Consider the following 12,904-nt stretch of genomic DNA (forward strand, 5'->3'; position numbering starts at 1 on the left):
ATCGTGCGTATTGGTTCGGGCAGAGCGCCCGCCCTTCATGGGGCGGGCGTTTTGTCGTAGGCGTGCGGCTCAGGCGCCGGCGTGGCCGCGCCAGGTGCGCGGGGCTGCAAGGCCATGCCTGCCGGCAAGGCTGTATCTGACAAGACCGCGGGCAAGACCGGGGACGAGACCGCGTCACCGCTCCCGGTCCCGCTGTTCGCCTCGATAAAGGCGCTGACGGCATCCAGTGTGGGCGCCAGCCTGCGCAAGGGGCCGGCCAGCGTAGCCACCAGGGTGGCGTGGCCCACGTGGTCGAAATAGGTTTCCGTCACGGGCCGGTGCAGCGCCCGCAAGGCGCTGGCCAGGCCGCCCGTGTTGCGTTGCGGATTGACCAGCTTGTCCTTGCCGGGCAGCGGGGCGATCAGCAGGGCAGGCGGGGCGTCGGCCGTCACGTGGTGAATCGGCTGCGAAGCGGCGGGCGTGTCCGGGTAAAAGAAAACGGGCCGGGTGGTGGTGTTTTCAATCGGCAGGAAATCATAGGGGCCGGCCAGGCCTATCCAGCCCCGCAAGTCGTGCGGACGCATGCCGTGGCGCGCCAGCAGGCTGGCATCGAGCGCCAGCATGGCCGCATTGTAGGCACCGGCGCTATGGCCCATGACGAACAGGCGCGTCGGGTCGCCGCCATGGCGGCGCGATTCCATCGCGGCCCAGGCCACGGCGCGGGCCGCATCCTGCAAGATCTCGGGGTAGTGCACGTCCGGATACAGCCGGTAGTCGGCGATCACGGCAAGGTAGCCGCGCGCGGCCAGCGCGTGGCCGACGAAGGCATAGTCGGCGCGCTCGCCCGTCGTCCAGTTGCCGCCATAAAAGAACACCACCACGGGCACGGGCCCCGTGCGGGTCTTGGGGGCATACACATCGAGTTTCTGCCGTGGCAGGGGGCCGTAAGCCAAGTCCCGCGTCACTTGCGAGGCGCCGCCGGACGACAGGGCATTGATGGCGGTCAAGGGCGAGCAGGCTGCCAGGCCGGCAGCGAGCGGGATGGCCGCCAGCACGCCGAGCAGGGTGGTACGCAGGATCGTCATGCAAGCTCCCGGTGGTGATGGCTGATGCTTGCAGTGTAGGCCAGGCAGGGCAGGGCGCACACGGGGAAGTTGCTGTCTAGTATAGATAAATGTTGCATGCGTCAATCAATCCTGTAACAGCCATTTGCGCGCCGTGGCGATAACGGCGTCCGACAGGGTGCGCGTGAGGGGCGTCTGGATATCCCAGGCATGCCAGGTCAGGGGCACGTCGAGCGCCTGCCCGGCCGCCACGTCGATGAGCCGGCCGGCGGCCAGCGCCGTTTCCGCCTGCAGCAAAGGCACCATGCCATAAGCATAGCCCGCTTCGATGAAGCGCACGAAGTCGCGCGCCGAACCGAGCACATGGTGGGGATAGCGGCCCGTGTAGCCGAGGCGGTGCTGCAGGTAGCGTTCATGCAGCGCATCCTTGCTGCCAAACGTGATGGCGGGCGCCTGGCTGACGGCTTCCACCGTAAAGCCATGGGGAAACCATTGCTGCGCGAACCCTGGCGAGGCCACGCACAGGTAGCGCATGCCGCCCAGCGGCGTAGCCGTGGTGCCGGCCACCAGGTCGTTGGCGCTGGTGACGCAGGCAAACACGCGCCCTTCGCGCAGCTGGCTCAAGGTGTGGTCCTGGTCGTCGAGGCGGATATCGAGCAGGCAGGACGGCGGCAATAGCAGCGGCCCCAGCGCTTCCGGAATCCAGGTGGCGGCGCTGTCGGCGTTGACGGCGATGGCCAGCGCCGGCAATTGCGTGGTGGGGCCGGGCTGGGCGTCGAGCGCCGCTTCGAGCAGCTTGACTTGCCGGTAATGGGCGATCAGGCGCTGGCCCGCTTCCGTCGGCATGGGCGGGTGGCTGCGGATGATCAGCAGGGTGCCTTCCAGGTTTTCCAGGGTGCGGATGCGCTGCGACACGGCCGGCTGGCTGATCGCCAGCGCCTGCGCGGCCTTTTCAAAGCTGCCCAGGCCGATCACGGCGTCGAGGGCGGCCAATCCACGGTAATCGACGACGCGCATAAGTTTCTTTTATATATGGTTAGAATCATTCATTATACTTATATTTACTTTTTCTTTACACTGTTGAAATAGGGTAACAACTCCACTCTGCCGCGCGGTCCTCCTGGTTCCGCACCACCCTCCACCTACCTCTGATGACTTTGCCGTTGCCGGCAGAGCGTGGGCGGCCGTGCGCGTGATGGAAAGCAATAAAGGAATCGATATGGACAGCGCAATCTTCTTGAAAGGCATGGGGCTCGGCGCGAGCCTGATCGTGGCCATCGGCACGCAAAACGCATTCTTGCTCAAACAGGGTTTGAAGCGCCACTACGTGCTCACTTGTATCCTGGTCTGCCTCGTGTGCGATGCGATGTTGATCACGGCCGGCGTGGCCGGCATGGGCACCTTCATCGCCGACAACCCGAATTTCCTGCTGTGGGCCAAGGCCGGCGGCGCCACCTTCCTGATCGCCTACGGCTTGCGCGCCGCCAAGTCGGCCTGGCGCCCAACGGCCCTGACGGTGTCGGCCGCCAAGTCGCCCGAAGGCTACTGGGCCGTGATCGGCGCGGCGCTGGCGTTCAGCCTGCTGAATCCGCACGCCTTCCTCGACACGGTCATCCTGCTCGGCTCGATTGGCGGCCAGCATGAAGGCGTGGGACGCTTCTACTTCGCCGGCGGCGCCATCATGGCGTCGGCCCTGTGGTTCTTCCTGCTGGGCTTTGGCGCCCGTTACCTGGCGCCCGTGTTTGCCAAGCCCATGGCTTGGCGCGTGCTCGACGGCATCATTGCCCTCGTCATGTGGGCCATCGCCGCCTCGCTGTTCCTGTAAGCGGGACAAGCGCCGCAGCCTGCCTGCGGCGCGCGGCAATTCCCCGTAGAATAGCCGTCAACTTGACGCTATGCTTTCCAGGAATGCCATGACCACCACGCCAGACTCCCTGCACATCGTGTGCCCCCATTGCGACGCCGTCAACCGCTTGCCGGCTGCGCGGCTCGCGGAACAGCCCACTTGCGGCAAGTGCCAAAAGGATTTATTCACGGGCCAGCCCGTGGACCTGGCCAGCGCCCGTTTCCTCAAGCATATCGAACGCAGCGACATTCCTGTGCTGGTCGATTTCTGGGCGCCCTGGTGCGGCCCGTGCCGCAGCATGGCGCCATTTTATGTTCAGGCTACCAAGACCCTGGAGCCGGCGTTTCGCGTCGTCAAGGTGAATACGGAAGCGTCTCCGGACCTGGGCAGCCGTTTCAATATCCGCAGCATTCCCACCCTGGCCCTGTTTCGCAGGGGCGTGGAAGTGGCGCGCCAGCCGGGCGCCATCGATGCGAATGCCATCGTCGCGTGGGCGAGGGATAAAGCCCGTCTTTGAGCAGCAAGAGAAAGCCTTTGCGGTTTTTCATTTGACATTTAATATGGCGCCATATTATATTGCGCCATATGATAAAACTCGAACAGAAATACACGGCCTTGCTCGGTGACGTGCAGCGCCGCGCCAGCGGTCTCGACATGATGCCGTCCACGGCGCGCTTGCGCCTGTGTTTTGAAGTGCTGGGCGTGGCGTCCGCCATCGATGGCGATTGCGCCGCGCGCCTGGGCCGGCATGGCTTGTCGGAAGGCAAGTTTGTCTTGCTGTCCCTGTTGCGCGATGTGCCCGACGGACTTTCGCCGCACGAACTGGCCGAGCGGGCCGGCGTGACACGCGGCACCATCACGGGCTTGCTCGACGGCCTGGAACGCGACGGTTTCCTCGCGCGCCATGCGGACCAGTTTGATAGGCGCAAGCTGCTCGTGCGCCTGAGCCCCAAGGGAGAAGCCGCCGCCGCGACCCTGGTCGACGAGCACGCGCAGTGGATCGCCAGCCTGTTTGCCGATTTCACGCCGGCAGAAATGCAGTTGTTGAGCGCGCTGCTGGAAAAAGCCTGGCGCAAGACGGACCGGGGTGCCGCATGAGCCGCGGTATCGCCGACATCGCGCCAGCGCGCCTGGCCCTGCTGAACGGGGGTAATGTGCCCAGCGCCACCCTGACGGAAGGGCTGGCCATCGATTTCGCCCAGCTGCTTGCCGCTGCCGTGCCCGGTATTGGCGCCGCCCACCTGGAGCAGATGCGCGCGCAGGCGGCAGACGGCATCACCAGGCGCATGGCGCTGGCGGCGCAATTGCTGCTGGACGCCAAGGCCGATCTGGCTGTGCTGCAAGCCCACCCATCCGACACGGTACGCGGCTGGGTCTGCTTTGCCATCGCCGCCCAGGCTGGATTGAGCTTGCCGCAGCGGTTGGCCGCCATGCGGCTGCTGGCCGACGATGGCCACTTCGGCGTGCGTGAATGGGCCTGGCTGGCGCTGCGCCCCCATCTGGCGGCGCATCTTGACGAAGCAATCACCTTGCTGGCGCCGTGGACGGCGGACCCGTCGGAAAGAGTGCGCCGCTTTGCCTGCGAAGCGCTGCGCCCGCGCGGCGTGTGGTGCGCGCATATCGCCCGGTTAACAGCGCAGCCGCAGCTGGCCTTGCCCGTACTGCAGCCTTTGCGCGCCGACCCGGCCGTCTACGTACAGGATTCCGTGGCCAACTGGCTCAACGATGCGGCCAAGAGCCAGCCGGACTGGGTGCGCAGCCTGTGCGCGCAATGGCTGCAGGAAAGCCCCGCTGCCGCGACGCAACGCATCTGCAAGCGCGCCCAGCGCTCGCTTTCTTAATTCTTGGGAGGAAAACATGCATTATCTGTTAGAACTGTACAGCCCGAAACCGGCCTGGCTGGCCCTCGATGGCGCCGCGCGCCAGGCGTATTTCGACAGGGTCGGCGCCGGCATGGCGGCTTTGTCCGGCATGGGCGCCGAAGCGCTGGCCATGGGCGCCATCGATGGCGGCAAGCTGCACGCGGCTGCCCAGCAATTCTATGCCGTCTGGCGCTTCCCGGACGAGGCGGCACTGGACGCCTTGCTGGCCGGCATCGCCGCCACGGGCTGGCATGATTACTTCGACACCATCAACGCGGCTGGCACGGCCGTGGATTTCCCTGGCCACCTGGCGCAGCTGGCGGCGGTCTAAGTGTACGGCGTTTTCCTTGCCACTGAGGTAAAGTTGGCATTTCCATCCGAACACTGACGTTGATGCCGACCAAATTGCTCTCCACCCTGTTGCTTGCCCTGGCGCCCATGCTGGCGTCGGCAGTCCCCGCCACCCCGCAAGCCCTCGTCGTCGCCGCCCGCAAGCAGGTGGGCGTGACCGTGCAGTACGATCCGCGCTACGAACGGCTCGCCTATCCGGGCGGCGACGTGCCGATGGAGCGGGGCGTGTGTACGGACGTGATCGTGCGCGCTTACCGCCAGCTGGGGCAGGATTTGCAGGTGCTCGTGCACGAAGACATGCGCAAGGCGTGGCAGGTGTACCAGCAGCAGGGACGCTGGCAGATGAAGGGGCCGGACCGCAATATCGACCACCGCCGCGTGCCGAACCTGGGCACTTACTTTGCCCGCCACGGCACCAGCCTGCCGCCAAGCAAGGAACAGAAGGCCTACCGCGCGGGAGACATTGTCACGTGGCGCCTGCCGGGCAACCTCACGCACATCGGCATCGTCAGCGACAAACAGTCGTTGGGCGGTGTGCCGCTCATCATCCACAACATCGGCGAGGGCGCGCGCGAGGAAAATATTCTGTTCAGCTATCCGATTACGGGGCACTACCGCTGGCAGCCCCGTTGACGGGGAGCGGTGCTATTTCCTGCAGAATCGCCAGCACCTTGGCCAGCGCCGTGTCGATATCGAGCTTGTCGATGGCGCCATAGCCGAGGAACAGGCCTTCATGGCGGGCGGGACCGTGGTAAAAGCTGGCCAGCGCATACAGGCTGATGTCGGCCAGGCGCGCGCGGCGCTGCAATTCAGCGATATCGAGCGGCGCCTGGGCCAGCGCCGCCACGTGAAAGCCGGCGCTGGCCGGCACCAGGCGGAACCATGGCGCCAGCGGGCCGTTGAACCAGTGCAGCAGCCGCTCACGCCGCCCCGCATAGATGTCGTGGCAGCGGCGGATGTGGCGCAGCAAATGGCCGTCGCCGATGAACTTGGCCAGCGCATGCTGGCCCAGGCTGGCCGTATGGCAATCGCTCAGGTATTTCACCGTCTGCACGGCGGCCACGATGGCTTGCGGCAGCACCACATAGCCGAGCCGCAGTTCCGGCAGCATGATCTTGGAAAAGCTGCCCACGTGCGCGACGATGCCGTAGCGGTCCATGCTTTGCAGCGCATCCTCGGGCCGGCCCTCGTAGCGGAAGGCGCTGTCGTAATCGTCCTCGATGATGATGGCGCCCAGTTGCTGCGCCCGCTCCAGCAAGGCATGGCGGCGCGCCATGCTCATCGGCATACCCAGTGGAAATTGATGCGCGGGCGTGACATAGATCAGCCGCGTGCCGTCCGGGATTTGCCCGACGATCAAGCCATCCTCGTCCACTTCGATGCCCACCACGCGCGCGCCCTGGCTGGCGAACACGGCGCGCGCCACCGGGTAGCCGGGTTCTTCCACGGCAACCATGTCGCCCGGTTCCAGCAGGGTTTGCGCCAGCAGGTGCAAGCCTTGCTGCGCGCCGCTGGTGACGAGCACCTGTTCTTCTGTGCAATGGATGCCGCGGCTGAAGGCGGCATGGCCGGCGATCGCCGCGCGCAAGGCGGGCAAGCCTTCCACGGGGCCATAACGGCCGCGCGCCTGGCCACCCTGGCGCAGCGCGTGCAGCATGCAGGCGCGCCATTCATCCTGCGGGAAGTGCGCGGGCGTGGCGCGCCCGCCGATGAAGGCGTAGCGCGCCGGCGTTTCCTGGCTGGCGCGGCGCAAGGGTGTCGGCGTCGCTTCCCAGCGGGCGATGCGTTGCGCGCTGGCCAGCGGCGTGCTGGCGTGGCGCCGTTGCGGCGAGGCGTGCGGCGTCTGCACGAAGCTGCCCACGCCCACTTTGCCGACCAGCAGCTTTTCATAACCGAGCTTGTCATACACGTCGGACACCGTCTTGCGCGACAGGCCCAGCTGGCTGGCCAGCAGGCGCGAGGGCGGCAATTGCTGGCCGTCCGCCAGCCGGCCCGAGCGGATGGCCTCGCTGAGCTGGCGGTACAGCTGGCCGCCCAGGTCGCGCGTGCCGTCGATCAGGATATGTAATTCCATGGTGTGCCTGCTGGTGGTCTGCTGTTTTTCGGGGAGATTGGCCTGCCGCACGTACTTCTTGCGCTTCTACAATGATGCATCTCTACTTTATCAAGGAATGCCATCATGACACAGCAACGACTCGATTTCATGCAAGCCTCGCCCGATGCCATCAAGGCCATGTACGCGCTGGAAGCGGCGATTGCCAAGCTGGGCGTCGAACACTCGCTGCTCGAGCTGATCCGCCTGCGCGCCTCGCAAATCAATGGCTGCGCCTTTTGCGTGGACATGCACACGAGCGACGCGCGCAAGGCGGGCGAAACGGAACGCCGCCTGTATGCCGTGTCCGTCTGGCGCGAAACGCCGTTCTTCACGCCGCGCGAGCGGGCCGTGCTGGCCTGGACGGAAGCGCTGACCCTGCTGCCGCAGAATCACGCGTCCGACGCAGACTATGCGGCGCTGGCGGAACAATTGACGCCGGCGGAAATGGTCAACGTGACCCTGGCCATCGGCTCCATCAATACCTGGAACCGCCTGGCCGTGGGCTTTCGCAAGATGCCGGAATAAGTTCTTTGTTCGTTCGCGAACAGACGCATGGCTTGCCCCTGCGTAGGCTGGCAGGACGATTGATCAGCCAGGGAGCAGCCATGCAAGTACCTATCGGGGAAGGCGCCGACAAGACGCCCGAGCAACAGGAAGAAGCGCGCCGCGAATTCATCGCCGAACTGTGGCGGCGCTACGAAGCCTTGCAGGAATGGGCCGTCAGCCACTGGCCAGACCAGCAGCACCCGCTCAGTTCCGCCGACTTCGTCGAAACGCGCAAGGAGATCTTGAGTCTGCGTTCGCCGGCCGGGTCGTTGAACCAGCCGTCGCAAAAGGACGAAGCGGAACCGGAGCAGGGCGGGGCGCAATATGTTGACGTCACCCCTGCGCCGTGGCCGTAGGTCGGATTGGCGCTTGCGCGTAATCCGACGTCACCCGCCAATAATGTTGTCGGATTACGGCCCTCCGGGCCTAATCCGACCTACGCGTTGCTCTTCCCTTGCGCAAACACCCAGCAAACCAAACTCACCAGCAGCCCCGCCATCACGCCATACGCCAGGTTCAAGGCGCTGTCGAACAGCAGCGGCGCCACCAGGCCCGAGACGAGGGCGAACAGCAGCATCTGGATGAACGATTGCATCGACGACGCCAGGCCGCTGTTGTTGGGAAAGTGGTTCAAGGCCATCAGGGTCATCGGCGGCATGGCGATCGACAGGGCGAATGAATAGAAGAACAGCGGCAGCACGGCCCACGGCACTTCGGCGGCAAAGACATAGTTGTAGCCGATGTTGGCGGCGGCCGCCACCAGCATCAAGATGAAGCCGGCCCAGATCATCTGGCGCTGGCTGTAGCGGTGGGCGATTTTCGCCGACAGGGCCGAGCCGAACACCATGCCGCTGATCAGGGGAATGAACAGCCAGGCGAATGCCGTCTCCGGCAGGTGCAGGATGTTGATGATGAAGTAGGCGGCCGAACCGATGTACAGCGCGAAGCCGCCAAAGGCGGCGCCGATGGCCGTCGACAGCAGCAGGAACTGGCGGTGGCACAGCACTTTCCAGTAATTGACGGCGATGTCGCCCAGGTGGAAGGCTTGGCGCTGCTCCTTAGGCAAGCTTTCCGGCAGCGCGCGCCAGACGACGACGAACATCAGCACGCCGAACGCCGTGAGGAACCAGAAAATCCAGCGCCAGCCCAGGCCCACTTGCAGCCAGCCGCCCAGCACGGGGGCGATGGCCGGCGCCAGCGCGAACACCATCATGATGTGCGAGAGGATTTTCTGCGCGGCGGCGCCCGAATAGCGGTCTTGCACGATGGCGCGGCCGATCACGGAACCGGCGCCCGCCGAAAGTCCCTGCAGCACGCGCCAGGCCAGCAGCCAGCCCAGCGACGGCGCCAGCGCGGCGCCCACGGAGGCGATCACATACAGCACCAGCGAGACGAGAATCACGGGACGGCGGCCGAACGAGTCGGACAGGGTGCCGTAAAACAGCATCATGAAGGCGAACGTGAACAGGAAAAAGCTCAGGGTTTGCTGCACCAGCAGGGGGCTGGCATTGAAATCTTGCACGATGGCGGGGAACGACGGCAGATAGGTGTCAATTGCAAGCGGTCCGACCATCGCCAGGCCCGCCAAGATCCATGTTAATAATTTAGTCATGTTAAACAGTGTTTTTGTTAGTCCGTCATTTTACGCTAGTGGCAACAATCGGGTTTGATCGCTGGCCGCCACGTGGTCGATATTCGTTTTTCGTATATGTAATCTTGGAATTCTTCGTTGGAATCGCAGTGCCTGGCCGCTAAGCTGGGGCGACCCGGCTTGTTTGCCGTTTTCTGGAAGCGATACCCATGCACAGCATTTATCCCGCGGCGCCCGCCGACGACACGGCCCAGTGGAACCTGGGGCCCGTGATCCAGGCCTTGCGCAGCTCGCGCGAAGACAAGCACAAGATCCGCCATAACGGCAGGGTGCGCGAACTGCCGTCGCGCGAAGCGCTGACCACCATCGTCAACGGCCTGTCGGCGGCCTTGTTCCCCACCCATTACGGGCGCCCCAACCTGACGGACGAGAGTATCGACTACTTTGTCGGCGACACCCTCAACACCACCTTGAACCGCCTCAGCGAACAGGTGCGGCGCGGCCTGCTGTTTTCCGTACCGGCCGGCGATGAGGGCGATGCCGCCAGCGACGATGCGGCCCTGGCGCAGCAGGCGCGCGACATTACGCGCGCCTTCGCCGCCAGCCTGCCCGATATCCGCGCCTTGCTGGTGTCGGACGTGCAGGCCGCCTATGCGGGCGACCCGGCCGCTACCTCGGTGGCCGAAATCATGCTGTGTTATCCGGGCACCATCGCCATCCTGTACCACCGCCTGGCGCACCGCCTGCATGCGCTCGGTGCACCGTTCCTCGCGCGCCTGATCGCCGATATCGCGCATACCCTGACGGGCATCGACATCCATCCGGGCGCGCACATCGGCGCCTCCTTCTTCATCGACCATGGCACGGGCGTCGTGATTGGCGAGACGGCCATCATCGGCCAGCGCGTGCGCCTGTACCAGGCCGTTACCCTGGGCGCCAAGCGCTTCCCTGCGGATGCTTCCGGTGCGCTGATCAAGGGCACGCCGCGCCACCCCATCGTCGAGGACGACGTGGTCATCTACGCGGGCGCGACCGTGCTGGGGCGCATCACCATCGGCGCGGGATCGACTATCGGGGGGAATGTGTGGCTGACGCAAAGCGTGCCGCCGGAGAGTAATGTATCGCAGGCGCAGATGCGTAATGACTAGGTGCGGCGGAAGGGGTGTAACCCCAGAGTTAGGGCTGGGGTCAGACCCGACGGGGGTCTGCACCCCAAAGGGCGGGGTCAGATCCCGACGGGTCTGACCCCACAGTTTTACTTCACCGTCAGGACTTCATACCGCGCCACGGGCACGCCATCCTTCAGCAGCAGCAATTCCTGGTCGGCGTAGCGGTAGCCATTGACTTCGCCCAGGGTGGCCAGCAGCAGGCGCTCGAGGTCCATGTCCTGCGGCTGGCACATCATCATGGTGCCGGCCATCTGTCCAAAGTTCAAGGTGCTGATGCCATCGCTGGTGTAGCCGCCCATCATCTGGTTGCAGCCGCTGTTGCCGCTGGCGCGGCCTTCGGCCAGCTGCAGGGTCACTTCGCGCTGCTCGGGCGCCTTGCGTACCACTTGCTTGCCCTTCAATTCCTTCAGCTTCCACTGCGTGCCCGTCAGCTTCGGCGCCGGCTTGGCGGGCGAGGTGGCGCCTGGCGCGGCGGCGGCAGCGTCACTGCGCACGGGCGTTTGCGCGCAGCCGGCCGTGATGGCGACGATGGCGGCGAGAGGAATCAGTCTGGCGAGTGTGAACATGGCATATCCTTCTTCAAGTGATGAATGATAGCCGCCAGCGTAGCAGATCGGCGCCGCGCCAGCGTGCACGGTTGACAAGCTCGCTGGCAAGTTCACTGCTGTTTTTCCTGCGCCAGGCGCGCCTCGAGCACGGTGCGCGCCGTCGCCACGTAGGCACGGCAAGCCTGCGGGTCGATGAACGCCTCGCTGCCGGCCGTGGCACTCGCTTCCAGCCTTTCCCACAGCTGCGACGCTTCCGGGTGGGCCGAGATCAGCACGTCGCACGGCAGTTTTTCCAGGGTCTCGAAGCTGTGGCGCAAGTCCGCCACCGCGTTCGGATATTCGCTGCTGGCGCTGAACTTGAAGCCGGGACGCGAGACGGCGTTGAGGCTGTCCGCATAGACCATGTTCAGGCAGCGGGGGCCGTCGCACGATTGCCAGGTCCAGCTCAGGCCTCCGGGCGTGTGGCCCGGCGTGGCGTGCGCCGTCACGTTGACGGGGCCGACGTTGAACTGGCCGCCGTCGCGCGCCAGGCGCATGTCCTTGACGGGCGGGTACTTGGGCAGCGCGTGGTATTGCGGATCGTCCGGCCCCACTTCGCCCGACGCCAGGTCCAGCGCGGCCGACGGGCTTGCCGCCACCAGCGCATCGCTGCGCCGCTGCAGTTCGGCCAGGCCGCCCGCATGGTCGATATGGCCGTGCGAATTGAGGATCAGTTTCACGTCCTCGATGCGAAAGCCCAGGGCGGCGATATTGGCGATGATCTTGGGCGCCGATTCAGGCAAGCCGCCGTCGATCAGCACGTGGCCCTGCGGCGACGTCACCAGCACGGAGCTGAGGCCTTTCACGCCCACATAATAGGTATTGCCGAAGATGCGGAACGGCGTCTGGTCCGCGTTCCAGGTGGCGCAGACGTCGCAGCCCGGCGTCTGTGCATGGGCGGCGGGGCTGGCCAGCAGCAGGGCCAGTGCCAGCGCCGGCGCGCGTGTAAGAGTGGGGGGCATTGCTTTCCTTATCCGTGGTGCCAAGGTGGCGTATGCTGACATGGAACGGGGCTGGACGCAAACGTCACAACGATGCGGGCGGCGCATCGCCAGTGTCCATGTACACCAGTTCGATCAGGGTATCGTCCGCATAACGGGTATCGCCGACGGGCGCCAGGAAGGCCGTGCCGCCATTTTTCACCTGCAGCGCGACGCGGCGCTCCCCATCGAGCAGGGTGGCGCTGGCGATGGCCGGATCGCTATGCGTGCCCATCTTGAGCGCGTCGGCGGAACACCAGTCGGTGGTGCGCAGCTTGGTGACGACCAGGGTGCGTATCAAGAAGGGCGTCTCTTTCTTTGCAATGGCGACCATCACCTGGCATTGCAGGCGCAAGTCGCCCAGGCGGCGCATACCGGGTGGCACATCGTCGCTGCGGACGCTGGCCTGCCAGCGGAACTGGCCTTGCTTCCTGTTGGTGACCAGGTCCGCATCTCCGCTGTCGGCTTGCGCGCTGCGGGGCAGCACAAAGCTGCCATCGGCCGACAGGGGCACGGTGATCGTGGTGTCGTTGCCGGCGATGCGCAAGGCCACGTCCTGCATGATGTCCGCCGGAGTGCCGGGGCCCGGAATCAGCTGGAAGCGCACTTCGCGCGCCTTGGGCGCCAGTGCATGGTACTCGTCAAAGGCATCGAGGCCCGCCGCCATCACGCGATACGATTTCAATTCCGGATTGCGGATGCTGTTGACGTGGATGGACTGGCCGGTGTCGGCCGGTGCCTCGGCGTGCGCCGCGCTGTGGCCGAGGGCCAGGATGGCGAGGACGGTAAGTAAGGAAAAATGCACGTAGCCGCCTGTTTGTTTTTACCATGGCA

At 65.3% G+C, this 12,904-nt stretch carries 16 protein-coding genes; 9 read left to right on the forward strand and 7 right to left on the reverse strand.

Going from position 1 to position 12,904, the window contains the following annotated elements; translation table 11 throughout:
- Window positions 1-35 precede the first annotated feature (35 nt).
- Both AC4BCN_RS11690 and AC4BCN_RS11695 read right to left on the reverse strand, forming a co-directional pair.
- A complete protein-coding gene (locus AC4BCN_RS11690; protein ID WP_490493357.1) occupies window positions 36-1,064 on the reverse strand; it encodes an alpha/beta hydrolase in 1,029 nt (342 codons plus the stop codon).
- 105 nt (window positions 1,065-1,169) lie between these two features.
- Complete coding sequence (locus AC4BCN_RS11695) at window positions 1,170-2,060, reverse strand: LysR family transcriptional regulator ArgP (protein ID WP_034757126.1); 891 nt, start codon at window positions 2,058-2,060, stop codon at window positions 1,170-1,172.
- A gap of 202 nt (window positions 2,061-2,262) precedes the next feature.
- Here AC4BCN_RS11695 and AC4BCN_RS11700 point away from each other — a divergent pair, with 202 nt between their 5' ends.
- The 6 genes from AC4BCN_RS11700 to AC4BCN_RS11725 all read left to right on the forward strand — a co-directional run bounded on the left by AC4BCN_RS11700 (window position 2,263) and on the right by AC4BCN_RS11725 (window position 5,735).
- Window positions 2,263-2,868, forward strand: a complete 606-nt coding sequence (locus AC4BCN_RS11700) for a LysE/ArgO family amino acid transporter (RefSeq protein ID WP_034757131.1) — start codon at window positions 2,263-2,265, stop codon at window positions 2,866-2,868.
- An 88-nt stretch (window positions 2,869-2,956) separates the two neighbouring features.
- A complete protein-coding gene (gene trxC, locus AC4BCN_RS11705) occupies window positions 2,957-3,406 on the forward strand; it encodes a thioredoxin TrxC (protein WP_490493358.1) in 450 nt (149 codons plus the stop codon).
- A gap of 71 nt (window positions 3,407-3,477) precedes the next feature.
- Entirely contained in the window at window positions 3,478-3,987 is a 510-nt protein-coding gene (locus AC4BCN_RS11710) for a MarR family winged helix-turn-helix transcriptional regulator (RefSeq protein ID WP_490493596.1), read from the forward strand.
- Complete coding sequence (locus AC4BCN_RS11715; protein ID WP_490493359.1) at window positions 3,984-4,730, forward strand: DNA alkylation repair protein; 747 nt, start codon at window positions 3,984-3,986, stop codon at window positions 4,728-4,730. Before AC4BCN_RS11710 ends, AC4BCN_RS11715 begins: the two co-directional genes overlap by 4 nt.
- A gap of 16 nt (window positions 4,731-4,746) precedes the next feature.
- Window positions 4,747-5,082, forward strand: coding sequence for a DUF6616 family protein (locus AC4BCN_RS11720; protein WP_490493360.1), 336 nt, complete (start codon window positions 4,747-4,749; stop codon window positions 5,080-5,082).
- A gap of 62 nt (window positions 5,083-5,144) precedes the next feature.
- Window positions 5,145-5,735: a DUF1287 domain-containing protein gene (locus AC4BCN_RS11725; protein ID WP_490493361.1), complete on the forward strand. Its 591-nt coding sequence runs from the start codon at window positions 5,145-5,147 to the stop codon at window positions 5,733-5,735.
- Here the strand turns inward: AC4BCN_RS11725 and pdxR are convergent.
- The gene (gene pdxR / locus AC4BCN_RS11730) at window positions 5,704-7,176 is read right to left on the reverse strand and encodes a MocR-like pyridoxine biosynthesis transcription factor PdxR (protein WP_490493362.1); all 1,473 of its coding nucleotides are present in this window, start codon (window positions 7,174-7,176) and stop codon (window positions 5,704-5,706) included. The genes AC4BCN_RS11725 and pdxR overlap by 32 nt on opposite strands.
- Before the next feature lie 105 nt (window positions 7,177-7,281).
- Between pdxR and AC4BCN_RS11735 the strand changes: the two genes are divergently transcribed.
- Both AC4BCN_RS11735 and AC4BCN_RS11740 read left to right on the forward strand, forming a co-directional pair.
- A complete protein-coding gene (locus AC4BCN_RS11735) occupies window positions 7,282-7,722 on the forward strand; it encodes a carboxymuconolactone decarboxylase family protein (protein WP_139092374.1) in 441 nt (146 codons plus the stop codon).
- A gap of 80 nt (window positions 7,723-7,802) precedes the next feature.
- Window positions 7,803-8,099 carry a hypothetical protein gene (locus AC4BCN_RS11740; protein WP_490493363.1) on the forward strand — a complete coding sequence of 99 codons (297 nt, stop codon included), beginning with the start codon at window positions 7,803-7,805 and terminating at the stop codon, window positions 8,097-8,099.
- Between the two features lie 80 nt (window positions 8,100-8,179).
- Here AC4BCN_RS11740 and AC4BCN_RS11745 read toward each other — a convergent pair whose 3' ends face one another.
- Entirely contained in the window at window positions 8,180-9,355 is a 1,176-nt protein-coding gene (locus AC4BCN_RS11745) for a multidrug effflux MFS transporter (RefSeq protein WP_034757161.1), read from the reverse strand.
- 188 nt (window positions 9,356-9,543) lie between these two features.
- On the opposite strand from AC4BCN_RS11745, the gene epsC reads away from it, so the two are divergent.
- A complete protein-coding gene (gene epsC / locus AC4BCN_RS11750; protein WP_092610475.1) occupies window positions 9,544-10,482 on the forward strand; it encodes a serine O-acetyltransferase EpsC in 939 nt (312 codons plus the stop codon).
- Window positions 10,483-10,589: 107 nt separating this feature from the next.
- On the opposite strand, the gene AC4BCN_RS11755 is transcribed toward epsC, so the two are convergent.
- The 3 genes from AC4BCN_RS11755 to AC4BCN_RS11765 form a co-directional block, all read right to left on the reverse strand.
- Window positions 10,590-11,069, reverse strand: a complete 480-nt coding sequence (locus AC4BCN_RS11755; protein WP_485879605.1) for an META domain-containing protein — start codon at window positions 11,067-11,069, stop codon at window positions 10,590-10,592.
- Window positions 11,070-11,161: 92 nt separating this feature from the next.
- Window positions 11,162-12,052, reverse strand: a complete 891-nt coding sequence (gene bla, locus AC4BCN_RS11760; protein WP_490493364.1) for a subclass B3 metallo-beta-lactamase — start codon at window positions 12,050-12,052, stop codon at window positions 11,162-11,164.
- Window positions 12,053-12,116: 64 nt separating this feature from the next.
- Window positions 12,117-12,875: a hypothetical protein gene (locus tag AC4BCN_RS11765; RefSeq protein WP_490493365.1), complete on the reverse strand. Its 759-nt coding sequence runs from the start codon at window positions 12,873-12,875 to the stop codon at window positions 12,117-12,119.
- Window positions 12,876-12,904 lie beyond the last annotated feature (29 nt).

Source organism: Janthinobacterium sp. Bl 1 (genome assembly GCF_058215535.1).